The organism is Pseudomonas lactis (genome assembly GCF_001439845.1).
GTDB classification, from domain to species: domain Bacteria; phylum Pseudomonadota; class Gammaproteobacteria; order Pseudomonadales; family Pseudomonadaceae; genus Aquipseudomonas; species Aquipseudomonas lactis.
This window is the reverse complement of sequence record NZ_JYLO01000016.1, coordinates 66211-88072: the sequence shown is the minus strand read 5'-3', so window position 1 is coordinate 88072 and position 21862 is coordinate 66211. Positions and strand designations below refer to the sequence as shown.

Sequence of the window (21862 nt, the reverse complement as noted above, 5' to 3'; positions counted from 1 at the left end):
ATTACTTCGCACCTCCATGGCATTTTCCGACAACCCCGCGAATTGATACGGGGGCTGGCCGCAAGCCGGGCGCCCCGTATAATGCCGCCATCGCCACTGGTATGGATTAACGGATTGCATATGACTGAACAGCGCCCTATTGCGGTCCTGGGAGGCGGAAGTTTTGGTACCGCCGTGGCTAACCTGCTGGCCGAGAACGGCCACGCGGTGCGCCAGTGGATGCGCGACCCCGAGCAGGCCGAAGCCATTCGCGTGCATCGCGAAAACCCCCGTTACCTTAAAGGTATCAAGATTCATCCTGCCGTCGAGCCGGTGACCGACCTGCTGGAAACCCTCACGGCCTGCGACCTGTGCTTCGTCGCGCTGCCTTCCAGCGCCTTGCGCTCGGTATTGGCGCCCCACGCCGAACGCCTGGCCGGCAAACTGCTGGTCAGCCTGACCAAGGGCATCGAGGCCCACACCTTCAAGTTGATGAGTGAAATCCTCACCGAAATCGCCCCTCAGGCGCGCATTGGCGTGCTGTCCGGGCCGAACCTGGCGCGGGAAGTTGCCGAGCACGCATTGACCGCCACCGTGGTCGCCAGTGAAGACGAAGCCTTGTGCGAGCGCGTCCAGGCGGTGCTGCATGGCCGTACCTTCCGGGTCTACGCCAGCGGCGATCGCTTCGGCGTCGAATTGGGCGGGGCGTTGAAAAACGTCTACGCGATCATTGCCGGCATGGCCGTGGCCCTGGGCATGGGCGAAAACACCAAGAGCATGCTGATCACCCGGGCTCTGGCCGAAATGACGCGTTTTGCGGTGAACCAGGGGGCCAACCCCATGACCTTCCTCGGCCTGGCGGGCGTGGGTGACTTGATCGTCACCTGCTCATCGCCTAAAAGCCGCAACTATCAGGTCGGGTTTGCCTTGGGCCAAGGGCTGAGCCTGGACGAGGCGGTGACCCGTCTGGGCGAAGTGGCCGAAGGGGTCAACACCCTCAAGGTCTTGAAGGCCAAGGCCCAGGAAGTGGGCGTATATATGCCGCTGGTCGCCGGGCTGCACGCGATCCTGTTCGAAGGGCGCACCTTGAACCAGGTCATCGAGTTGCTGATGCGGGCCGAGCCCAAGACCGATGTCGACTTTATTTCCACCAGTGGTTTCAACTGAGGAACGCGTCATGAACGATCCCAAAGCTGCCCCTCCTTACGAGTCGATTGTCTTGCGCATCCTGTGGATGCTGGTGTTTGCGCTGGTGTGGCAGGTGGCGCAATTCCTGCTCGGCGCGCTGGTGGTGGTCCAATTGATTTACCGGCTGATTTACGGCGCACCCAACCTGGGCCTTATGAGTTTTGGCGACAGCCTCAGCCAGTTCCTGGCGCAGATCGGCCGCTTTGGCAGCTTTCACACCGAACAAAAGCCCTGGCCGTTTGCCGATTGGCCAACCCCGCGTGCGCCCGAAGGTGAAGCGGCCCACAGCGTACCGCCGGCACCGCACCCGGTGCGTGATGAAGAGCCGAAGCTATGAAGGTATGGATTCTGCGTCACGGTGAGGCCCAAGCGCATGCGCGCACGGACGCCGAGCGCAACCTTACCGAGCATGGGCGTGCCGAAGTCTTGCGCAGTGCTGCGCACCTGATTGGCCAGCCCTTGGGCGCCATCATTGCCAGCCCTTATGTAAGGGCGCAACAGACGGCGCAGTTGGTGCGCGATGTGCTGGGGTTTCAGCCCGAAATCCGTACTGTGCCGTGGCTGACGCCCGATGGGGATGTTCAGCGAGTGCTGGAGAAACTCGACAGCGATGACGACGTGCTGTTGGTCAGCCACCAACCGCTGGTGGGCAGCCTGATCAGTTTTTTGCAGCATGGGCATCAGCGTCAGCCACAGCCGATGTACACGGCCAGCCTGGCGGAGCTTGAGGGTGATTTTCCGTTGGCGGGGTTGATGAGTCTGGTGGGTGTGAAGAATCCCTAGGCATCGTGCGACGCTGTGGCGAGGGCGCTTGCTCCCGCGACGGCCTGCCGCCGACGCCTATCTCGCTGACACCCCGCGATCCAACTGTGGGAGCTGGCTTGCCTGCGATGACGACCTGACAGGCGACACTGTTATACCGAGTACATATCCATTCCTGCGGTAACGGCCACTTAGAGTTCCGCCCTGACTTTTGGAAAAGGACCCGGAATTCCGGCCAGCGTGGTTCGACAGGGCGCCTGAGATCAAGATCAAGAGCAGATCAAGAGCGGCTCGCTTCGCATCGTGGTTAGCGACAAGCCATTTCCTTTACCTGTGCTATACCGTCAACCAAGCAAGTGCTTGGTCGGCTGTATCTCGGATCACAAAGGAGCGCGTCCCATGCCTGTCGCTTTTCGTTTGCCGTTGCAGGTCTTCTTCGAGCGTGAAGCGCGGCACCCGCGCAAAGTCTTCCTCGTTCAGCCCATCGGCGGCGGTGAGGTGCAGGCCCTCACCTGGGGCGATGTCGGCCACCAGGCCCGTTGCGCCGCGCACTGGCTGCGCGCGCGGGAGTTGCCCCAGGGTTCGCACATTGCCTTGATTTCAAAAAACTGCGCCCACTGGATCATCGCCGACCTGGCGATCTGGATGGCCGGGCATGTGTCGGTGCCGCTTTATCCCAACCTCACCGCTGAGTCCGTCGCCCATGTGCTGACCCACTCGCAGGCGCGATTGGCGTTGATCGGTAAACTCGATGACTGGCCGGCGATGGCGCCTGGCGTTCCTGAGGGGGTGCCGACTATCAGCCTGCCGCTGTGTCCGGAGGAGACTTTCGATTTCTGTTGGGCGGACCTGCAAGCCTGTTCACCGATCCAGGACAACCCGCTACCGGATGCCGCCAGCCTGGCCACTATTATCTACACCTCCGGTACTACTGGCCTGCCTAAAGGGGTGATGCACAGTTTCGGCGCCTTGGGGTTTGCTGCCACGCGCGGTACTGAGTTGTTCGGCCTGGGGGAGGGTGACCGGTTGCTGTCGTACCTGCCGCTGTGCCATGTGGCGGAGCGGATGTTTGTCGAAATGGCGTCGATCTATACCGGGCAAACCGTTTTTTTCGCCGAGAGCCTGGAGACCTTCCTCACCGATCTGCGCAGGGCGCGGCCGACGGCCTTGTTTGGTGTGCCGCGTATCTGGACCAAATTTCAACTGGGCGTCTACGCCAAAATCCCGGAAAAACGCCTCGATACCTTGTTACGCCTGCCTTTTATCGGCAAGCGCGTCGGCCATAAAGTCCTCGCCGGCCTGGGGCTGGATGCGTTGCGCATCGCCCTGTCCGGCGCGGCGCCGGTGCCCGAGGCGTTGCTGCGTTGGTATCAGCGCCTGGGCCTGGATGTGCTGGAGGTGTATGGCATGACCGAAAACTGCGGCTATTCCCATGTGTGTCGCCCTGGTGGGCAAAGGCTCGGTTGGATCGGCCAGTCCTGCCCAGGTGTGCAAGTGCGCATCGACCCGTCAGGCGAAGTGCAGGTACACAGTGGCGCGACCATGCTGGGCTATTTCAAGGACCCGCAGAAAACCGCGGATACGCTCACCGCAGATGGCTTCCTGCGCACGGGTGACAAGGGCGAGCAGGACGCTGACGGTCGTCTGCGCCTGACCGGGCGCCTCAAGGAGATCTTCAAGACCAGCAAAGGCAAATACGTGGCCCCGGCGCCGATTGAAAACCGCCTGGCCGAACATGCGCGTATTGAACAGGTGTGTGTGGTCGGCGAGGGGCTCAGCGCACCGATCGGGCTGTGCGTGTTGTCGGCGCCGGGCGAGGACCGCCACGCCCTAGGCAGTGGCCTTCAGCGTTGGCTGGCACAGGTGAATGCCGGCCTGGATAAGCATGAGCGCATGGGGCAACTGGTGGTGGTGAAAGATCACTGGGCAGTGGAAAACGGTTTTCTCACGCCGACCTTGAAGATCAAACGCAACGTGATCGAGTCGACGTACGGGCCACAATTACAAGCGTGGAGCGCGCGCGCCGAAACCGTTCTGTGGCAGGATTAGGGTCGTAATAAAACCAACAAGGACAACCGTATGAGCCTGTGGCGTACCCAACCGAATATCGAACACCTCAACGCGATCCAGAAAAACACCATCGGTGAAATGCTGGATATTCGTTTCGAAAGCTTCGACGACGAATCCCTTACCGCCAGTATGGTGGTCGACCACCGCACCCATCAGCCCTACGGCCTGCTGCACGGCGGCGCCTCGGTGGTGCTGGCCGAAAGTGTCGGCTCCATGGCCGCCTATTTGTGCATTGATGCAAGCAAGTTCTATTGCGTGGGCCTGGAGGTCAACGCCAACCATCTGCGCGGTGTGCGCAGCGGTCGGGTGACGGCGGTGGCCAAGGCTATCCATATCGGGCGCACTACCCAGGTGTGGGATATCCGCTTGAGCAGCGACGAGGGCAAGGCCAGTTGTGTCTCACGCTTGACCATGGCCGTGGTGCCGCTGGGTGAACAACCGCCGGCGCGATAGGCGTGGCGTGAGTGTCATCATTCCTGGCAGTTACAGTCATTGCTGTAGGGGCCGGGCATGGTGACAATCCCCCTCTGTTTTTGTTGATGGAACCTGTATGCCGCAGCATGTGTTTTTTACCCACGCCAATGGTTTCCCTTCGGCCACCTACGGCAAGCTTTTTGCCGCCCTGGCCCCGGAATATACGGTGGCGCATCTGCCGCAGCACGGCCACGACCCCAGGTTCCCGGTGGATGATAACTGGCAGAACCTGGTGGACGAGCTGATCCACCATCTGGAGCAGCAGCCAGAGCCGGTATGGGGCGTGGGCCATTCCCTGGGCGGCGTGCTGCATTTGCACGCGGCCATGCGTTGCCCGCACCTGTACCGGGGCGTGGTGATGTTGGATTCGCCGGTGCTCACCCGCGCAGACCGCTGGGTGATCCGCGCTGCCAAGCGCTTTGGCTTTATCGACCGCCTCACCCCAGCCGGGCGCACGCTTGGCCGGCGCGAAGAATTCACCGACCTGGAGACCGCGCGCAGCTATTTCGCCGCCAAGACCCTGTTCCGTGGCTTTGACCCCGATTGCTTTGACGCGTACCTGCAACATGGTCTGCAGCAAGTGGGCGATCGCCTGCGTCTGCGGTTCGACCCAGCCACCGAAATCAGCATCTATCGCGGCGTGCCCCACACCAGCCCGGGCCAGGTGCGCCAGTTGAAGGTGCCGCTGGCCGTGGTGCGTGGCCGCCAGAGCCGGGTGGTGATGCGTCACCATGCCAGCGGTGTCGACCGCTTGCCCATGGGCGAAATGCTCACCATGCCCGGGGGCCATATGTTCCCTCTTGAACGCCCCCAGGACACCGCTGCCTTGATCAAAAACCTGTTCGCCCGCTGGCAGGCCCGCGAGCGCAGTTGCGCATGAGTACGCCTGTCGAAGAGGTTCGCCTGAGCTTGCCGCACATCGAATTGGCCGCGCATCTGTTCGGGCCCGAGGATGGGCTGCCGGTGATTGCTTTGCATGGCTGGCTGGACAACGCCAACAGCTTTGCGCGCCTGGCGCCCAAGTTGCACGGGTTGCGCATCGTCGCCCTGGACATGGCCGGGCATGGGCATTCGGCGCACCGCCCGGCTGGCGCCGGTTATGCCTTGTGGGATTACGTCTACGACGTGCTGCAGGTGGCCGAGCAACTGGGCTGGAAACGTTTTGCATTACTCGGCCACTCTCTTGGCGCCATCGTCTCCCTGGTGTTGGCCGGGGCCTTGCCGGAGCGGGTGACGCACCTGGGCCTGATCGACGGTGTGATCCCGCCGACCGCCAGCGGCGAGAACGCGGCCGAGCGCCTGGGCATGGCGTTGCAGGCGCAATTGAGCCTGCAGAACAAGCGCAAACCCGTCTACAACAGCCTTGATCGGGCCGTTGAGGCGCGGATGAAAGGCGTAGTGGCGGTCAGTCGTGAAGCGGCGCAGCTCCTGGCCCAGCGCGGTTTGATGCCGGTACCGGGCGGTTACACCTGGCGCAGCGATAGCCGCCTGACCCTGGCGTCGCCGATGCGCCTGACCGACGAACAAGCCATGGCCTTCGTGCGACGGGTAGGGTGCCCTACGCAGTTGGTGGTCGCGGCTGACGGCATGCTGGCGAAACATCCCGAATTGCTTTCTCAGCTACCCTTCACGGTTACCACGCTGCCAGGCGGCCATCATTTACACCTGAATGATGAGCCCGGCGCGGCTCTTGTTGCAGACTGTTTCAATCGGTTCTTCTCCACGCCTTGACTTGGCGGGGTCAACTGCCGAGGCTGGGCGGATTGAAAGGGAGTCAACCATGAACACACTCAATATCGCTGTGACCAACATTGGCCAGGGCTCACTGATCCGATGAGCCTGGGCAAAGGATGTATCCGTGCCCTTGGCATTTGCTGTTTCAGCCCCCTGGTATTTGCCGCCGACCTGCCCGGCAGCCAGGATTTACCGGCGGTAGCCCGCCAGGTTGATGCGCAAATCGTCGATTACCGCCCCGCTGAAGACAAGGAACGCATCTACCCCATGGGCGCGATTCGCAAGATCAGCGGCCAGTTGCGCTACGAAGGCCAGGCCATCGCACGCGGCCCAGCCACTGCAATCACCTATGAACTACCCGCCGAACACAGCTCCAGCGCTGCCTTTACTGCAACGCGCGAAGCCTTGCAGGCCAAGGGCGCGCAGTTGTTGTTCTGGTGCAAGGCCCGCGATTGTGGCGAAAGCAGCCTGTGGGCCAACGAGGTGTTCGGCAACGCCAAGCTGGTGGGCGCCGACGGCCAACAGGAATACCTGCTGCTACGCCTGGCCGCCCCGCAGGACAATTCCCTGGTCGCGCTGTACGGCATCACCCGTGGTAACCGCCGCGCCTACCTGCATGTGGAGCAACTCGACGCCAGCGCGCCCTTGGGCGACCTGCTGCCCACCTCGGCCACCCTGCTGCGTGAACTCAAAAGCACCGGCGAGCTGGATTTTCCCGCGCTGGGCGCCGAACCGGATGACACCTGGCTGACCCTGATATCCCGCGCCTTGAACCTCGATACCACCCTGCGCGTCAGCCTGAGCGGGCCAAAGGCCGAGTCCTGGCGCCAGGCGCTGGTTGAGAAGGGCGTGCGCACCGCCCGTCTGGAAACCGGCAGCGGTGAAACCCAAGGACTGCACCTGCATCTGATACGCTAAGCACCACAGGGCGAACGGACCCGCGCCGTTCGCCTAAGCTCTCTTCCTACAGCCTTCTTCTCGAGATACCCGATGCTCAATAACGATCGCCTGCTGGTGCAAATCCTGCTGCTGGTGCTGTTTGGTGCCAGCTTCTGGGTCATGGCGCCGTTCTGGTCGGCGCTGTTCTGGGGCGCGGTGCTGGCCTTTGCCAGCTGGCCGCTGATGCGTTTGCTCACCCGTTGGCTCGGTGGCCGGGAATCCCTGGCCGCTGGCATCCTGACGTTGGGCTGGATGTTGCTGGTGGCGGTGCCATTGGTATGGCTGGGGTTCAACCTGGCTGACCATGTGCGTGATGCGGTGGCGCTGATCAAGGACATCCAGGTCGACGGCTTGCCCGAGGCGCCGACATGGTTGGGGTCGATACCCTTTGTCGGCGAGCGCCTGGTGGCGACATGGGACAGCATTGATCAGCAAGGCGCGGCGCTGATGGTGAGCATCAAGCCGTACCTGGGCCAGGTCGGCAATTGGTTGTTGGCGCGCAGTGCGCAAATTGGCGGCGGTATTCTTGAGCTGACCCTGAGCCTGGTCTTCGTGTTCTTTTTCTACCGTGACGGGCCGCGCCTGGCGATGTTTGTGCATCGCCTGTTGGAGCGCCTGATCGGCGAACGCGCGGGCTATTACATCGAACTGGTGGCCGGCACGGTGCAGCGAGTGGTCAATGGTGTGATCGGCACCGCTGCGGCCCAGGCGCTGCTGGCGCTGATCGGCTTTCTGATCGCCGGCGTACCGGGCGCGCTGGTGCTGGGTATCGTGACTTTCCTGCTCAGCCTGATTCCCATGGGACCGCCGCTGGTGTGGATCCCGGCCACGGCGTGGCTGGCGTGGAAGGGCGATTACACCTATGCGGTATTCCTGGGCGTGTGGGGCACGTTCGTGATCAGCGGCGTGGATAACGTGCTCAAGCCGTACCTGATCAGCCGTGGCGGCAACTTGCCGTTGGTTATCGTATTGTTGGGCGTGTTTGGCGGGTTGATAGCGTTCGGCTTTATTGGCCTGTTTATCGGCCCGACGTTGTTGGCGGTGGCTTACAGCCTGCTGACAGACTGGAGCGCGAGCCAGGCCCAGGTGCGCCGCGAAGACAAACCGTGTAACTGATGGGTGTAGGTGCGACGCCGTACCTGTGGGAGCTGGCTTGCCTGCGATAGCGTTGGGCCAGCCAACACCTCATCGACTGACACTACGCAATCGCAGGCAAGCCAGCTCCCACATTTGGATCGCGGCGCGTCAGGCAGGTGGGAGTTCTCAAACCCTCGGCAACCACATCACCGCCGTCAAACCACCGCCCGGTGTCTCCTCTAGGCTCAGGTGGCCGCCGAGTCGCTCGACGGCTTCCCTGGCAATGGTCATGCCCAAACCAACCCCTCCAGAATTGCGGTTGCGCGACCCTTCCAGGCGAAAGAACGGCTCGAACACCGCTTCGCGCTTATCGGCGGCGATTCCCGGGCCGTGGTCGATCACCCGTATCACCAGGGCGCCGCGGCTGTCGGCCAGTTCTACTCGGGCGGTGCCGGCATAGCGCAGGGCGTTGTCGATCAGGTTGTTCAGGCAGGAACGCAGGGCCATCGGCTGTACCTGCAACGGCGCACAGGTTCCAGAAAATTGCACGTCGCGGCCTTGGTCCTGGGCGTTTTCACTCAAAGATTCCACTAATGCCTGCACATCGAGCCAATGCCGTGTCTCGCTGGTGCGCTGTTCGTGCAGGTAACTCAAGGTGGCATCGAGCATGCCGATCATGTCGTCCAGGTCCTGGCGCATCTGGCCTTGCAGCTTGGGGTCTTCAATCTGTTCCAGGCGCAGCTTGAGGCGCGAGAGCGGGGTGCGCAGGTCGTGGGAGACCGCGCCGAGCATGCGGGCGCGCTGGCTGACCTGTTCGCGGATGCGCTTTTGCATCAGGTTGAAGGTGGAGGCCGCCTGGCGTGCCTCGCGAGGGCCGGACTCCACCAGGGGCGGGCTGTCGAGGTCGACGCTCAGGCGCTCGGCCGCTGCGCTCAGGCGCTGGATCGGCCGGCTCAGCAGTTTGGCGCCGTACCAGGCGGCGATGATCAGCGAGATAAATTGAAACGTCAGGGGCACCACCGGGCCGCCGAACCAGGGGCGAGGCGCCTTGCGCAAGGGCGTGAGGCTGCCGTCCGGTTGTTCGACGAACGCCGCGCGGGGCGGTGGCGGCGGGCCGTAGTGGTGAAACCAGAAGAACGCCAGCACATGGGCCAGCACAATCGCCACCAGCAACAGGCCGAACAGTCGCCCGAACAGCGTGTTGAAGGGGGCGCGCATCAACCGATATCCCGGGCGTCGAACAGGTAGCCTTCGCCGCGTACGGTCTTGATCAGTTGCGGAGCCTTGGGGTCATCCCCCAGTTTCTGACGCAGGCGCGACACCAGCAAGTCGATGCTGCGGTCGAAAGCCTCGATGGAACGCCCACGGGCCGCGTCCAGCAGCTGTTCGCGGCTCAGCACACGCCGCGGGCGTTCGATAAACACCCACAACAAACGAAACTCGGCGTTGGACAGCGGCACCACCAGGCCGTCATCGGCCACCAGCTGGCGCAGTACGCTGTTCAGGCGCCAAGTGTCGAAACGGATATTGGCCCGCTGTTCGGTGCGGTCATCACGCACCCGGCGCAGGATGGTCTGGATACGCGCGACCAGTTCCCGGGGTTCGAACGGCTTGGACATATAGTCGTCTGCCCCCAGTTCCAGGCCGATGATGCGGTCGGTGGGTTCGCAGCGGGCGGTGAGCATCAGGATCGGAATGTCCGATTCGGCGCGCAGCCAGCGGCACAATGTCAGCCCGTCTTCGCCCGGCAGCATCAGGTCGAGCACCACCACATCGAAGGTCTCCGCTTGCATGGCCTGGCGCATGGCGATGCCGTCGGTGACGCCTGAGGCGAGAATATTGAAGCGTGCCAGGTAGTCGATCAGCAGTTCGCGGATCGGCACGTCGTCGTCGACAATCAGCGCGCGGGTGTTCCAGCGCTTGTCTTCGGCGATCACCGCGTCTTTTGGCGCTTCGTTTACAGGGTCGCAAGGGGTATGCATAGCGAGGTCATCTGCCTGGTTGTGGCTGTCAGCATAGGCGCCCAGTTCCAGGGCTGGAAGTGCTGGGCGGGCGGTCATGTGCGCGAGGCTAGCCGGGCGGCGTATTGGGGGCGTGTCGTGAATGTATCGGGCTTGAAACAATTGCCTTGAATCGCCGGTATTGGGCGCTTGATCGGTATTTACCGATCATCGGATCCCGCAACGGCGCTGCTTGCGCTACAATCCGCGCCGATTTCGACTTGCCTGAGAGCCCATTCCAATGTCCGTCTGCCAGACTCCTATCATCGTCGCCCTGGATTACCCCACCCGTGACGCCGCACTGAAGCTGGCTGACCAGTTGGACCCCAAGCTTTGCCGGGTCAAGGTCGGCAAGGAATTGTTCACCAGTTGCGCGGCGGAAATCGTCGGCACCCTGCGGGACAAAGGCTTCGAAGTGTTCCTCGACCTCAAATTCCATGACATCCCCAACACCACGGCGATGGCCGTCAAAGCCGCGGCCGAGATGGGCGTGTGGATGGTCAATGTGCACTGCTCCGGTGGCCTGCGCATGATGAGCGCCTGCCGCGAAGTGCTGGAACAGCGCAGCGGCCCCAAACCGTTGTTGATCGGCGTGACCGTGCTCACCAGCATGGAGCGCGAAGACCTGGCGGGCATTGGCCTGGATATCGAGCCGCAGGTGCAAGTGTTGCGCCTGGCAGCCCTGGCGCAGAAAGCCGGCCTCGACGGCCTGGTGTGCTCAGCCCTGGAAGCCCAGGCCCTGAAAAACGCACATCCGTCGCTGCAACTGGTGACACCGGGTATCCGTCCTACCGGCAGCGCCCAGGATGACCAGCGCCGTATCCTGACCCCGCGCCAGGCCCTGGATGCGGGCTCTGACTACCTAGTGATCGGCCGGCCGATCAGCCAGGCGGCGGATCCTGCAAAAGCGTTGGCAGCGGTCGTCGCCGAGATCGCCTGATTTTTAGAGTGAGCAAAAAATGTGGGAGCTGGCTTGCCTGCGATAGTATCAACTCGGTATCACTTAGAAACCGAGTTGCTTGCATCGCAGGCAAGCCAGCTCCCACATTTGTTTTTGTGGTGTGTCAGCTGACTTTGAGCACCAACTTCCCGAAGTTCTCGCCGTTGAACAGCTTCATCAGCGTTTCCGGGAATGTCTCCAGCCCTTCGACAATATCTTCCTTGCTCTTGAGCTTGCCCTGGGCCATCCAGCCGGCCATTTCCTGACCCGCCGCCGCGAAGTTCGCCGCGTGGTCCATCACCACAAAGCCTTCCATACGCGCACGGTTGACCAGCAATGACAGGTAGTTCGCCGGGCCTTTGACCGCTTCCTTGTTGTTGTACTGGCTGATTGCACCGCAAATCACCACGCGGGCTTTGAGCGCCAGGCGGCTGAGCACCGCGTCGAGAATATCGCCGCCGACGTTATCGAAATACACGTCCACGCCTTTGGGGCACTCGCGCTTGAGGGCGGCGGGCACGTCTTCGCTTTTGTAGTCGATGGCGGCGTCGAAGCCCAGCTCATCGACCAAGAACTTGCACTTCTCGGCGCCACCGGCGATCCCCACTACGCGACAGCCTTTGAGCTTAGCGATCTGCCCGGCGATGCTGCCCACGGCACCGGCGGCGCCGGAGATCACCACGGTGTCACCGGCTTTCGGTGCGCCGGTCTCCAGCAGAGCAAAGTAGGCCGTCATGCCGGTCATGCCCAGGGCGGACAGGTAGCGGGGCAGGGGCGCCAGCTTGGGGTCCACCTTATAGAAACCACGGGGCTCGCCAAGGAAGTAATCCTGCACGCCCAGTGCACCGTTCACGTAGTCCCCCACCGCGAAGTTCGGATGCTTCGAGGCAATCACCTTGCCTACGCCCAGGGCGCGCATCACTTCGCCGATGCCTACCGGTGGGATGTAGGACTTGCCTTCATTCATCCAGCCACGCATGGCCGGGTCGAGGGACAGGTATTCGTTGCGCACCAGCACCTGGCCGTCCTGGGGCTCGCCCACCGACACTTCCTGGTAGGTGAAGGTCTCTCGCGTGGCGGCACCGACCGGGCGTTTGGCGAGTAGAAATTGGCGGTTGGTCTGGGCGGTCATGGCAAGGACTCTTTAGAAATGGAACATGAGTGATAGACCCTCAGGGGCAGAAGGGCAAGGGTATGCGGCGCAGGCGAATGCCCGGCAATAGGCCTCGCTGATAATCAGCCGGGCGGCTTTATCACTACGATTCATGCAGCGCCAACCGGCCTTCTGATAGTGCTGATGCGCGGCTGCCAGCGTTGGCTAGACTCGCCTCACCGCAATTAACCCCATAGGACAGTTCCCATGAGCATGACGTTTTCTGGCCAAGTCGCCTTGGTGACCGGCGCCGCCGCTGGTATTGGCCGCGCCACCGCGCTGGCATTCGCCGCCGAAGGCTTGAAGGTGGTGGTCGCGGACCTTGATGTGGCAGGAGGCGAGGGCACTGTGGCACTGATCCACCAGGCCGGTGGCGAAGGGATATTTGTACGCTGCAACGTCACGCTCGACACGGACGTGCAGCAATTGATGGCACAGACCGTCGCCACCTATGGGCGCCTGGACTACGCCTTCAACAACGCCGGCATCGAGATCGAGAAGGGCAAGCTGGCAGACGGCAGTCTTGATGAGTTCGATGCCATCATGGGGGTTAACGTCAAAGGCGTGTGGCTGTGCATGAAGTATCAGTTGCCTTTGCTATTGGCCCAGGGTGGCGGGGCCATCGTCAATACCGCATCGGTGGCGGGGTTGGGGGCGGCGCCGAAGATGAGCATTTATGCGGCGTCCAAGCATGCGGTGATCGGCCTGACCAAATCAGCGGCCATCGAGTACGCGAAGAAGAAAATCCGCGTGAATGCCGTCTGCCCGGCCGTGATTGATACCGACATGTTTCGCCGCGCCTATGAGGCCGACCCACGCAAGGCTGAGTTTGCCGCAGCCATGCACCCGGTCGGACGCATTGGCAAGGTTGAGGAAATCGCCAGCGCCGTGTTGTACCTGTGCAGCGATGGCGCAGCATTTACCACCGGTCAGGCCCTCGCGGTGGACGGCGGCGCGACGGCGATTTAGGACGGCAGGTCGCGGGGCATTCGAAAACAGGGCCAGGTGCTGTGGGGCGTTTCCATGGCGGGCAGTGGGCTGTGCTCGAATATGTTTCACTAGGTAAATAACCCAATAAAATCAATACTTTAATAAAAGTTGGCGACCGGTTTTACCGGGCTTCTGTGCTTAACTGTTAGGGGTTAACAGACAGTTGAAGTGAGTGGCTCATGGATTTAGGGATCGATCGACAAGCCCTGGTACCGGTTGTTCAGCAGATCGTCAGCGCGGTGGCAGAATGGATTCGCAAGGAGGGGGTGAGCCCTGGCACACGCTTGCCGTCCATTCGCCAATTGGCCCTCGATAACCTGCTGAGCCAGGCCAGCGTGATCGAGGCATTCGAACGATTGGCGGCCCAGGGGTTGCTGGCCCCCCGACATGGCTCGGGGTTTGTGGTGGCGTCACCCACAACGGTCCACGAAAACCATTGGTATGAAGGGGCCGAACAGGGCTGGGGTGCATTCACCGATGGCCCACTGGGCCAGCTGAAGCTGGGCTGCGGCTGGCTACCCGACACCTGGCGCGAAAGCGATGACATCAACTACGCGATCCGCGAACTGAGCCGTACCGACACCGGCGGCCTGTTCAACTACAGCACACCCTTGGGGTTGCCGACGTTGCGCGAACAACTGCTCAAGCGCCTGACCCAGATACACGTGCCCGCTAGCCTGGAACGTATCCTCACCACCCACGGCGCCAGCCATGCCCAGGACCTGTTGATACGCACGCTGCTCAAGCCCGGTGATGAGGTGGTGGTCGAGACACCCGGGTATGGCAATCTCTATCGCCAACTGGCCTTTCAGGGGGTTACGCTGCTGCAAGTGCCGCGCACCCGTGGTGGCCCGGATATCCCGGCATTGGAAGCGCTGCTGCACACCCACCGGCCCAAGTGCCTGTTCATCAACAGCCTGTATCACAACCCCACAGGGACCAGTTTGAGCCGTCCGGTGGCGGAGCGCTTGTTGGAGTTGGCACGCGAGCGCGACTTCCTGATTATCGAAGAGGACGTTTACGGTGACCTGCAACATGCCAGTTGCACACGCTTGTCAGCGCTGGCCCATGATGACCGGGTGATCTATGTGTCGAGCTTTTCCAAGACACTGAGCGGTGCCCTGCGCGTGGGTTACCTGTGTGCCAATGCCGCGATCATCACGCAATTGGCCCAGCTCAAGACCCTGACAGGCATCGGCACCTCACGTTTTGCCGAAGCCATGGTGGCGACGTTGTTGAGTAACGGCACTTACCGTAAGTGGGTGCAGCGCCTGCGCAAGCGCCTGAACGCGCAGATGGCCGCGACGTTGCAGGTGCTGGAGGATGAAGAGTGGCAGGTATTTGCCGCACCCGCAGGTGGCATGTTCCTGTGGGCGCGACCGGGCTTGGCCGACCCTTTGCGATTGCAAGCCTGCGCCCAGCGCCTCGGTGTGTTGCTGTCGCCGGGGGCGTTGTTCAGCCCCACGGGTGAGCGCAGCGAATGGCTGCGCATCAATGTGGCCTACGCGGCTGACCAGCGCGCATTGACGCTGTTCCGCGCCATGGGCGCGGCAAGATCGACCTCGACCATTCTGAAAACGACGCACGTGTAGCTTTTTGCCATTATTGCGGCGCCAGCGGCTTGTGCTCAGTGCCTCGGGGTTGCGAATCTCGCTGCTTGTAAACCTGGCTTATGGCATTTGCCATTGCAAGAGGATCAAGTGCAATGATTTCGGGCGTGCAACGACATTTCGCCAACCTCGGTATGGCAAAAAAACTCGGCTTGGGTTTTACCCTGGTACTGCTGCTGACGGCCCTGGTGGCGGCCATCGGTGTGTGGTCCCTGCAGACCATCGGCCAGCGCTTCGAAGGCCTCACGTCGATGTCGACGCTTAACAGTGACCTGCTCAAGGTGCGCTTGATCGAACAAGACTATGCGCTGCACGCCGACCCCAAGGCCGTTGATGCCCTGCATGTCAGTGTCGATGCGCTGCTGGCCCAGGCCACGCGTCTCAAGGCTCGGTCCGCCAGCAACGAGCGAGTGATGGGCGACGTTGAACAAGCCTTGGTCGCCTATCGCCAGGCATTCGATGAGTTCGTCGAGTTGACCCAGACCAAAGACCTCGCCCTGGAAATGGCCAGTTGGTCGGTGTCCAGCGTGGCCAATAACCTGGATGTGCTGCAAGCCGGGCTGGCGGATGACGGTGCCTATGGCCTTAAGGAAAGCCAAGGCAAGGAGGGCGCGGAGTTTATCGAGCAGGCCGGGCAGGTCAGCCAGGTGTCGCGCCTGATGTTGCAGGCCATGAACGAGGCGCGGGTACGCCTGGACCAGAGCCGCAGGGCAGACGCAGAGGACGCCGGGCAGGGCAAGATCGAGCAAGCCGACCAGGCCCTGGCTGAAGTCGAGAAACTCAAAACCACGGTCAAGGACCCCGGCTACCAGACCGTGCTCAATGAAGTCGCCGGGCATATCGCTTCGTTCAGTGAAAAGCTCGGTGAATACACCGCGCTGCTGGCCCAGGAAAAAGTGGTCTACACGCAATTGCATGACCGCGCCGAGCAAGTGGTGAACCGGGTCAACCAGGCGTATGCCGCCGAAGACCAGTCCATGCAAACACAGTTGCAGCACAGCACGCTGTTGATCATCGGTTCATCTGCTCTGGCACTGCTGGTGGGTTTGATCGCTGCGTGGGTGATCACCCGCTTGATTGTTGCGCCGTTGCGTGCGGTGATCGCCGTGGCCCAGCAGATCGCCTCGGGTGACCTGAGTGGGCGCATGGAGGTCAGCCGGCGTGATGAAATCGGCCAGTTGATGCAGGCGATGCAGCAGATGGGCAACAGCTTGAGCCAGATGGTCAGTGGGTTGCAGGCGGGGATCGAACAACTCGCCAGTTCCGCGCATTCGCTGTCCAGCGTCACCGAGCAAACCACCGCCGAAGTCAGCAGTCAGAAAGACGAAACCGAGCAGGTCGCCACGGCGATGAACCAGATGACCACCACCGTGCACGATGTGGCACGCAATGCCGAGCAGGCGGCCCAAGCCGCGCAGACCGCGGATGCCAAAGTCGATAGCGGCCAGCAGGTGGTACGCATGAGCCTGCAGCGTATCGAATTGCTGGCCACGTCCAGCAACAGTGCCAGCGCCAGCATCGAAAGCCTCAGCGCGCAAATCCAGAATATCGGTACCGTGTTGAGTGTGATCCAGAGCGTGGCCGAACAGACCAATTTACTGGCCTTGAACGCTGCGATTGAGGCAGCGCGTGCCGGTGAGCAGGGGCGTGGCTTTGCGGTGGTGGCCGATGAGGTGCGGGCACTGGCCAAGCGCACCCAGCAATCGACCGAGGAAATTGAACGGCTGGTCAGCACCTTGCGCAGTGCGGCGCAGTCCTCGGTGCAGCAGATCCAGCAGAGCGGCGAGCTGGTGAAGCTGGCGGTCAGTGATGCGCTGGAAACCGAAGGGGCCCTGGGCAGCATTGCGGCGGCCGTTTCATTGATCCAGCAGATGAACCAACAGATCGCCGCCGCCGCCGAGGAGCAAAGCTCGGTGGCCGAAGAGATCAACCGCAGCGTTACCAGTATTCGGGCGAGTGCCGATCATTCGGCGTTGAGCATGCAAGGCAATGCCGCCTCGAGCATCCAGTTGGCGCAGTTGGGCGCGCAACTCAAGGGGATGGTGGGGCATTTCCGCCTTTGATCGCAGCCAAGGCGCTGCGATCTGAGGGCAGGGCAATCAGCCGTGGTTGGCGAGGAAGGTCAGCAGCGCCTCGTTGACGAAATCCGGGTTCTCGCGACTGGAGATATGCCCGGCTTCAGGGATCAGGATCAGGCTGCAGCCGATCAGCTCGGCCATTTCCTCGGATTCTGCCGGTGGCCGGGGTTTGTCCTGCTCGCCGCACATCACCAAGGTGGTGTCGGAGTCCAATCCAGGTAATTGCGCCAGGATGTCTTCGCGGCTGAAGATCAGGCGGCCCAGCGGCACGATACTGTCCAGCAAGCGTTCTTTGGGGAAGCTTTGCAGTGACTGGCGAAAATCCTGGTACAGCGCGGAATCGCGGTCGATGCCCGGGCGGAAGAAGATCGGTGCGATCACATCCAGCAACGGTTCGGGGATCGCCCCGGCGTCTTCAATCATCTTGAACAGCGAGAAATAGTACTGGCGCGTTGCTTCGGGTTCGGCCCCGAGGTAGGTGTCCATCAGCACCACGCTGTTGATGCGCTGGGGAGCCAGCAGCGCCAGGCGTGCGCCCCACATGCCGCCGACCGAGAGGCCCACCAGGTTGGCCTGTGCGATGTCCAGGTGATCCAGCAGTGCCAGGGCCTGGCGGGCAAGGTCATCCAGGGAATGGGTGAGTGCTGGCAACGGGCCGGACTCCCCGTGGCCCCACAATTCGGGGACGATTACGCGGTATTGCTGCGACAGCGCTTCAATCTGCGGCGCCCACATGTCGCTGGCCCATAGGTAACTCGAACCCAGTAGCACGACGGGGCCGGCGCCCTGGTCGATATAGTGCAGCGGTTGTCCATCAATCACGGCGACAGGCATAACAGGCCTCTAATTTCACGGAGTGAGGGGCACTTTTTTACGCTAGTCGGAGGCGGGGGGATAGGTGCACATTGATGGCATGTGATGATTTGGGCGCTGTGGCAAGCAAGCTTACTCCCGCGACGGCCCGCCAGCCGCCGCTTATCTTCCGAACATCCCCTCACTTCAAATGTGGGAGCTGGCTTGCCTGCGATGACGGCCTGCCAGCCGATGCTTGCCTACCTGGCACCCCACAATCGAACTGTGGGAGCTGGCTTGCTCGCGAAAGCGGTGGGTCAGCAACATCAATGTTGCTGGGCCGACGTCTTCGCAGGCAAGCCAGCTCCCACCTTTGATCTTCGTTGCTTTGAGCATTGCGCTCGCGTTGCCATCAATCGTAAATAGCTTTCTTCTTCCACTCGGCGTCAGCGTCAACAACTTTCAAGCCCTCGGTCAACTCGTTGACTTCGTCCTCGGCAGGCTGGCTGTTGGTCAGCACTGTGGAGTTGGCGCGCGCCAATTGGGACTCCAGCAGTTGCAACTGGGCGCTGTAGAGCACCGGCTCCGGCTGTTTGCGCAAGTACTGCACGCCGCGCTCGAACGCCAGGCGAGCCTGGCCGGGTTGGCCTTGCAGCAGGGCGTGCTGGCCGAGGTTGTTGAAAAACTCGATGTGCAGCAGCACCAGGATATGCCGGATTTCCTTGATCCAATGCTTGGCCTCGTTGGTCGGCAGAAAGCCGTCCTGGGCGGCGCGGGTGACTTGGCCGTGCAGGGCTTCGAGCAAAAAGCGCACGTCCTTGGCCTTGGCTTCGGTCTGGATCGGTGCCGGCGGGTTGGCCACTGGAATCGACTCGCCTTGGGCGATCAGCGCATTCAGTTCGGTGATACGCGCCTTGAGTGGTGCGCTGGACTTGTTCAGGTTCAACAGGCGCTGGTTGACGTTCAGCTCCAGGCGAGCCAGCAACAGCTTGAGTGCTGGGGTCATCAGTTGGCCGGGGAAGGTCTCGGTGATTTCACCGCAGCGACGCAGCCGATCGTTAAGCTCGATCTCGGTGCGCTTCTTTTCCAGCTTGTTGTTTTCCACCACGTGGTTCATGTAGCCAATGGCGATCAGTATTACGATCCCGGCTATTACCAGCAGGGTGATCATGAGTGGTGTCACCGGTGTGACCTCTTTAATAGGGTGTGCTGTGGAGTGTAGTGACTGGGTCATCCGGCGGATAGGACCGATCGACCAGTTGCCCAGGTGATTTCTTCTATATAGGCAGGCGTTGTCTGAATGGATGCACATTGCCATCATTTGCCTGGGTGAACTATAGCGCCTTGTCGAACGCCAGAATATAGGCGCCAAGGCTCGGACGGTACCAATGCCCGCGAAGGCCGTGAAACCATGGCGAAGTCATTGATTTAAATAAATTTATCCTTGGGGGTTGACGACCTTTCAATCCATCCATAGAATGCGCGCCACTTACAGCGTAAAGCACACAGCGAAACGCGGTAGGGAGTGAATGTTGTACGTGTGTCCCCTTCGTCTAGTGGCCTAGGACACCGCCCTTTCACGGCGGTAACAGGGGTTCGAGTCCCCTAGGGGACGCCATATGCGGGAATAGCTCAGTTGGTAGAGCACGACCTTGCCAAGGTCGGGGTCGCGAGTTCGAGTCTCGTTTCCCGCTCCAATTTACAAGCAGTGTGGCCCTCGGGCGGCATTGAGTGAAACCAGGACCAAGTCTTCGGACAAGGCCTCTGGGCACTGGAACACACACCATGTGTTTCAGTAGCGTGTCCCCTTCGTCTAGTGGCCTAGGACACCGCCCTTTCACGGCGGTAACAGGGGTTCGAGTCCCCTAGGGGACGCCATTTGCGGGAATAGCTCAGTTGGTAGAGCACGACCTTGCCAAGGTCGGGGTCGCGAGTTCGAGTCTCGTTTCCCGCTCCATATTTAACGAAAACGCCGATCAGTGATGATCGGCGTTTTTGTTTGTGCGCAATAAATACCGCCAGCGCACCGCCCCCCTTCAAAGCGTCGATGTAATCTCCTGCCGTGGCATAAAAAACCGCGCAAACAGCTCCGACTGAGATTTGATATTCAGCTTGCTGTAGATATTGCGGCGGTGAACCTTGATGGTTTCCGTCGACAGCGACAGCTTGCCGGCGATCTCTTTGTTGGAGAACCCACTGAGCAGTAACTTGAGCACGTCTTTTTCACGCGTCGTTACGTGTGTTTCCAACTGAGTGAGTGCCTCGGCCCATGGGGTCGGCTCGGTGAGGTTTTTTGCCGGGTCAGTTTCAAAGCCCATGCGTTGATGCATCATTGCTGTTACCCACGGCTTGATCATGTCCAATACCGTTATCTGCGCCTGGGTGAAGCGCAGGTTGCTGCCAAATGACATGCACAACGTTCTGTCGGCATCGAGCCGTACGTTGTATTGCGCCTCATCGACCGAGATGTACTGCGCAAAATATTGTTGGTAGTACTCGGTTTCCCGGAAGTGTTCCGGCGCAATATCGAGCAGATGGAAGAACCCGCTCTGCGGGTTTTCTCGATCAGCGATATAGAACGGGTCCAGCAGATACAGGCCTTTCACATAGCGATGAATAAAGGCGTCGATTTCTTCGCTGTCGGCCACCTCGGGCAGGCTGATCACACGCACTGCGTGGTCACCGAAAACCAGCACCACCCAATTGTCTATCTGCACATATTCATTCAGTACCCGAATCAGCGAACTCCAGAACTCCGGGCGATTGAGCTGCATGATCAGTTTTCCAACCGATCGGTGCCAAGCCAGGCTATGAAGGTCAAACGACATGTTCTACCCCTTTAGGGTTAGGGCTTTGCAGGCCAGAGCTAAGTACTTGTAGGTATTTACTATTCGTCGAGGCTCGGTATATTCACCCCGAGCTTACGATAGCCATGAAGGCGCGTCGTGTGGACAGGGATAGTCATATGAGTCGAGCACACTTGCGAGCTATTTTTTTAGCGTCGTTTATGGGCGCTGCAATCAGCACGCCCGCAGCCGCCGCTGAAAATTCGGTGTATCTGTATAACTGGTTCGGCTTTCTTGAGCCGCAGACGCCCAAGCAATTCCAGCAGGAGAGCGGCATCAAGCTGCATATGGATGCTTTCGACAGCGCCGAAACCATGCAGAGCAAGGTCATGGCTGGGCGCACCGGTTATGACCTGGTGGTGGCCACCTCCAATGTATTGCCCGGCTTGATCAAGGCCGGGGTGCTGCAGCCGTTGGATCGTGCGCAGTTGAGTAATCTGTCGCACATCGACCCTGACATCCTGTCCCTGCTGGCGGTCAATGACCCCGGTAACCGCTACGCCGTGCCCTATGTCTGGGGTACCACCGGCATTGGCTACGACGTGGATAAGGTCAAGGCGGCACTGGGTGATGACGCTCCGGTGGACAGCTGGGACCTGATCTTCAAAGAAGAAAACATCAGCAAGCTCAAGTCCTGTGGCGTGGCCATGCTCGACTCCCCCAGCGAGATCATTTCCATTGCCTTGCACTATCTGGGGCTGCCCAGTAACAGCACTGACCCAGAGGATTACCAGAAGGCCCAGGCGCTGTTGTTGAAAATCCGTCCCTATGTACTCTATTTCGACTCTTCCAGAATCGACACCGACCTGGCAGACGGCAATATCTGTGCGGTCGTCGGCTGGGCCAATGGTGCACTGGCGGCGCAGGCGATTAATGAAAAGTCCAACAGTGGCCGCAAGATTGCCTACAGCCTGCCGCGGGAAGGGGCGTTGGTCTGGTCTGAAAACTGGGTGTTGCTCAAGGACGCTCGCCACCCCAAAGCCGCTCTGGCGTTCATCAACTACATGCTGCGGCCACAGGTGATAGCCAAGACGTCCAACTACATGCTTTATCCCAACGCCAACAAAGATGCCACTGAGTTTGTCGAGCAAAAATTGCGGGATAACCCTTGGATCTATCCCGATAAAAAGACCATGGCGACATTGGTTCCGCTTGAGCCCTTGCCGCTGAAGGCCGAGCGTATTCGCACGCGGGTCTGGACCAAGGTTAAAAGCGGTACGTGATGGGGAT

20 protein-coding genes, 4 tRNA genes and 1 pseudogene are annotated in these 21862 nt (G+C 60.9%); 19 read left to right on the top strand and 6 right to left on the bottom strand.

The window, feature by feature from the left end; translation table 11 throughout:
* Positions 1 to 120 precede the first annotated feature (120 nt).
* From TX24_RS25375 to TX24_RS25335, 9 genes are all read left to right on the top strand, one after another.
* Positions 121 to 1146: an NAD(P)H-dependent glycerol-3-phosphate dehydrogenase gene (locus tag TX24_RS25375; RefSeq protein ID WP_003190045.1), complete on the top strand. Its 1026-nt coding sequence runs from the start codon at positions 121 to 123 to the stop codon at positions 1144 to 1146.
* Between the two features lie 10 nt (positions 1147 to 1156).
* Positions 1157 to 1504, top strand: coding sequence for a DUF4389 domain-containing protein (locus TX24_RS25370; protein ID WP_057711584.1), 348 nt, complete (start codon positions 1157 to 1159; stop codon positions 1502 to 1504).
* A complete protein-coding gene (gene sixA / locus TX24_RS25365) occupies positions 1501 to 1950 on the top strand; it encodes a phosphohistidine phosphatase SixA (protein WP_034135189.1) in 450 nt (149 codons plus the stop codon). Before TX24_RS25370 ends, sixA begins: the two co-directional genes overlap by 4 nt.
* A gap of 378 nt (positions 1951 to 2328) precedes the next feature.
* Positions 2329 to 3978, top strand: a complete 1650-nt coding sequence (locus TX24_RS25360; protein ID WP_034135190.1) for an AMP-binding protein — start codon at positions 2329 to 2331, stop codon at positions 3976 to 3978.
* Between the two features lie 30 nt (positions 3979 to 4008).
* Positions 4009 to 4452, top strand: coding sequence for a hotdog fold thioesterase (locus TX24_RS25355; RefSeq protein WP_014717751.1), 444 nt, complete (start codon positions 4009 to 4011; stop codon positions 4450 to 4452).
* Between the two features lie 97 nt (positions 4453 to 4549).
* Positions 4550 to 5353, top strand: a complete 804-nt coding sequence (locus tag TX24_RS25350; RefSeq protein WP_057711582.1) for an alpha/beta fold hydrolase — start codon at positions 4550 to 4552, stop codon at positions 5351 to 5353.
* Positions 5350 to 6204: an alpha/beta hydrolase gene (locus tag TX24_RS25345; protein WP_057711580.1), complete on the top strand. Its 855-nt coding sequence runs from the start codon at positions 5350 to 5352 to the stop codon at positions 6202 to 6204. The genes TX24_RS25350 and TX24_RS25345 overlap by 4 nt, the downstream gene beginning before the upstream one ends.
* Positions 6205 to 6306: 102 nt before the next feature.
* Complete coding sequence (locus TX24_RS25340) at positions 6307 to 7125, top strand: DUF4892 domain-containing protein (protein WP_034135193.1); 819 nt, start codon at positions 6307 to 6309, stop codon at positions 7123 to 7125.
* A gap of 72 nt (positions 7126 to 7197) precedes the next feature.
* Positions 7198 to 8262, top strand: coding sequence for an AI-2E family transporter (locus tag TX24_RS25335; protein ID WP_003190063.1), 1065 nt, complete (start codon positions 7198 to 7200; stop codon positions 8260 to 8262).
* A gap of 147 nt (positions 8263 to 8409) precedes the next feature.
* On the opposite strand, the gene TX24_RS25330 is transcribed toward TX24_RS25335, so the two are convergent.
* Together TX24_RS25330 and TX24_RS25325 are read right to left on the bottom strand one after the other, a co-directional pair.
* Positions 8410 to 9441, bottom strand: a complete 1032-nt coding sequence (locus TX24_RS25330) for a sensor histidine kinase (RefSeq protein WP_003190064.1) — start codon at positions 9439 to 9441, stop codon at positions 8410 to 8412.
* Positions 9441 to 10205 carry a response regulator gene (locus TX24_RS25325; RefSeq protein ID WP_003190066.1) on the bottom strand — a complete coding sequence of 255 codons (765 nt, stop codon included), beginning with the start codon at positions 10203 to 10205 and terminating at the stop codon, positions 9441 to 9443. The genes TX24_RS25330 and TX24_RS25325 overlap by 1 nt, the downstream gene beginning before the upstream one ends.
* 259 nt (positions 10206 to 10464) lie before the next feature.
* On the opposite strand from TX24_RS25325, the gene pyrF reads away from it, so the two are divergent.
* Positions 10465 to 11163 carry an orotidine-5'-phosphate decarboxylase gene (gene pyrF / locus TX24_RS25320; protein WP_003190068.1) on the top strand — a complete coding sequence of 233 codons (699 nt, stop codon included), beginning with the start codon at positions 10465 to 10467 and terminating at the stop codon, positions 11161 to 11163.
* 124 nt (positions 11164 to 11287) lie between these two features.
* Here the strand turns inward: pyrF and TX24_RS25315 are convergent, their stop codons facing one another.
* Positions 11288 to 12295, bottom strand: a complete 1008-nt coding sequence (locus TX24_RS25315; protein ID WP_047710438.1) for an NADP-dependent oxidoreductase — start codon at positions 12293 to 12295, stop codon at positions 11288 to 11290.
* A 228-nt stretch (positions 12296 to 12523) separates the two neighbouring features.
* Between TX24_RS25315 and TX24_RS25310 the strand changes: the two genes are divergently transcribed.
* The 4 genes and pseudogenes from TX24_RS25310 (at position 12524) to TX24_RS32990 (ending at position 16979) form a co-directional block, all read left to right on the top strand.
* Positions 12524 to 13285, top strand: a complete 762-nt coding sequence (locus TX24_RS25310; RefSeq protein WP_003190072.1) for an SDR family oxidoreductase — start codon at positions 12524 to 12526, stop codon at positions 13283 to 13285.
* 200 nt (positions 13286 to 13485) lie between these two features.
* Positions 13486 to 14898, top strand: coding sequence for an aminotransferase-like domain-containing protein (locus tag TX24_RS25305; protein ID WP_003190074.1), 1413 nt, complete (start codon positions 13486 to 13488; stop codon positions 14896 to 14898).
* Positions 14899 to 14978: 80 nt separating this feature from the next.
* Positions 14979 to 16121: pseudogene (locus TX24_RS32995) on the top strand (HAMP domain-containing protein); the annotation flags it as partial.
* Positions 16098 to 16979: a methyl-accepting chemotaxis protein gene (locus tag TX24_RS32990; protein WP_373874289.1), complete on the top strand. Its 882-nt coding sequence runs from the start codon at positions 16098 to 16100 to the stop codon at positions 16977 to 16979. The pseudogene TX24_RS32995 and the gene TX24_RS32990, both read left to right, overlap by 24 nt.
* Positions 16980 to 17015: 36 nt before the next feature.
* Here TX24_RS32990 and TX24_RS25295 read toward each other — a convergent pair whose 3' ends face one another.
* Positions 17016 to 17828, bottom strand: coding sequence for an alpha/beta fold hydrolase (locus tag TX24_RS25295; protein ID WP_057711577.1), 813 nt, complete (start codon positions 17826 to 17828; stop codon positions 17016 to 17018).
* 370 nt (positions 17829 to 18198) lie between these two features.
* A complete protein-coding gene (locus TX24_RS25285; protein ID WP_032900506.1) occupies positions 18199 to 18969 on the bottom strand; it encodes a hypothetical protein in 771 nt (256 codons plus the stop codon).
* A 359-nt stretch (positions 18970 to 19328) separates the two neighbouring features.
* Here TX24_RS25285 and TX24_RS25280 point away from each other — a divergent pair.
* The 4 genes from TX24_RS25280 to TX24_RS25265 all read left to right on the top strand — a co-directional run bounded on the left by TX24_RS25280 (position 19329) and on the right by TX24_RS25265 (position 19743).
* Positions 19329 to 19404: transfer RNA gene (locus TX24_RS25280), tRNA-Glu, on the top strand.
* A 3-nt stretch (positions 19405 to 19407) separates the two neighbouring features.
* Positions 19408 to 19483 (top strand) — tRNA-Gly (locus TX24_RS25275).
* Between the two features lie 105 nt (positions 19484 to 19588).
* A tRNA-Glu gene (locus TX24_RS25270) sits at positions 19589 to 19664 on the top strand.
* Positions 19665 to 19667: 3 nt separating this feature from the next.
* Positions 19668 to 19743, top strand: a tRNA-Gly gene (locus TX24_RS25265).
* A gap of 79 nt (positions 19744 to 19822) precedes the next feature.
* On the opposite strand, the gene TX24_RS25260 is transcribed toward TX24_RS25265, so the two are convergent.
* Positions 19823 to 20614 carry a helix-turn-helix transcriptional regulator gene (locus TX24_RS25260; protein ID WP_057711575.1) on the bottom strand — a complete coding sequence of 264 codons (792 nt, stop codon included), beginning with the start codon at positions 20612 to 20614 and terminating at the stop codon, positions 19823 to 19825.
* A 137-nt stretch (positions 20615 to 20751) separates the two neighbouring features.
* On the opposite strand from TX24_RS25260, the gene TX24_RS25255 reads away from it, so the two are divergent.
* Complete coding sequence (locus TX24_RS25255; RefSeq protein ID WP_003190082.1) at positions 20752 to 21855, top strand: polyamine ABC transporter substrate-binding protein; 1104 nt, start codon at positions 20752 to 20754, stop codon at positions 21853 to 21855.
* The last annotated feature ends 7 nt before the right edge of the window (positions 21856 to 21862 follow it).

What these genes read in the sequence shown, in the direction of transcription:
- TX24_RS25375 (WP_003190045.1), top strand. Translation starts at nt 121, where the DNA reads ATGACTGAACAGCGCCCTATTGCGGTCCTGGGAGGCGGAAGTTTTGGT.
- TX24_RS25370 (WP_057711584.1), top strand. Translation starts at nt 1,157, where the DNA reads ATGAACGATCCCAAAGCTGCCCCTCCTTACGAGTCGATTGTCTTGCGC.
- sixA (WP_034135189.1), top strand. Translation starts at nt 1,501, where the DNA reads ATGAAGGTATGGATTCTGCGTCACGGTGAGGCCCAAGCGCATGCGCGC.
- TX24_RS25360 (WP_034135190.1), top strand. Translation starts at nt 2,329, where the DNA reads ATGCCTGTCGCTTTTCGTTTGCCGTTGCAGGTCTTCTTCGAGCGTGAA.
- TX24_RS25355 (WP_014717751.1), top strand. Translation starts at nt 4,009, where the DNA reads ATGAGCCTGTGGCGTACCCAACCGAATATCGAACACCTCAACGCGATC.
- TX24_RS25350 (WP_057711582.1), top strand. Translation starts at nt 4,550, where the DNA reads ATGCCGCAGCATGTGTTTTTTACCCACGCCAATGGTTTCCCTTCGGCC.
- TX24_RS25345 (WP_057711580.1), top strand. Translation starts at nt 5,350, where the DNA reads ATGAGTACGCCTGTCGAAGAGGTTCGCCTGAGCTTGCCGCACATCGAA.
- TX24_RS25340 (WP_034135193.1), top strand. Translation starts at nt 6,307, where the DNA reads ATGAGCCTGGGCAAAGGATGTATCCGTGCCCTTGGCATTTGCTGTTTC.
- TX24_RS25335 (WP_003190063.1), top strand. Translation starts at nt 7,198, where the DNA reads ATGCTCAATAACGATCGCCTGCTGGTGCAAATCCTGCTGCTGGTGCTG.
- TX24_RS25330 (WP_003190064.1), bottom strand. Translation starts at nt 9,441, where the DNA reads ATGCGCGCCCCCTTCAACACGCTGTTCGGGCGACTGTTCGGCCTGTTG.
- TX24_RS25325 (WP_003190066.1), bottom strand. Translation starts at nt 10,205, where the DNA reads ATGCATACCCCTTGCGACCCTGTAAACGAAGCGCCAAAAGACGCGGTG.
- pyrF (WP_003190068.1), top strand. Translation starts at nt 10,465, where the DNA reads ATGTCCGTCTGCCAGACTCCTATCATCGTCGCCCTGGATTACCCCACC.
- TX24_RS25315 (WP_047710438.1), bottom strand. Translation starts at nt 12,295, where the DNA reads ATGACCGCCCAGACCAACCGCCAATTTCTACTCGCCAAACGCCCGGTC.
- TX24_RS25310 (WP_003190072.1), top strand. Translation starts at nt 12,524, where the DNA reads ATGAGCATGACGTTTTCTGGCCAAGTCGCCTTGGTGACCGGCGCCGCC.
- TX24_RS25305 (WP_003190074.1), top strand. Translation starts at nt 13,486, where the DNA reads ATGGATTTAGGGATCGATCGACAAGCCCTGGTACCGGTTGTTCAGCAG.
- TX24_RS32990 (WP_373874289.1), top strand. Translation starts at nt 16,098, where the DNA reads ATGCAGGCGATGCAGCAGATGGGCAACAGCTTGAGCCAGATGGTCAGT.
- TX24_RS25295 (WP_057711577.1), bottom strand. Translation starts at nt 17,828, where the DNA reads ATGCCTGTCGCCGTGATTGATGGACAACCGCTGCACTATATCGACCAG.
- TX24_RS25260 (WP_057711575.1), bottom strand. Translation starts at nt 20,614, where the DNA reads ATGTCGTTTGACCTTCATAGCCTGGCTTGGCACCGATCGGTTGGAAAA.
- TX24_RS25255 (WP_003190082.1), top strand. Translation starts at nt 20,752, where the DNA reads ATGAGTCGAGCACACTTGCGAGCTATTTTTTTAGCGTCGTTTATGGGC.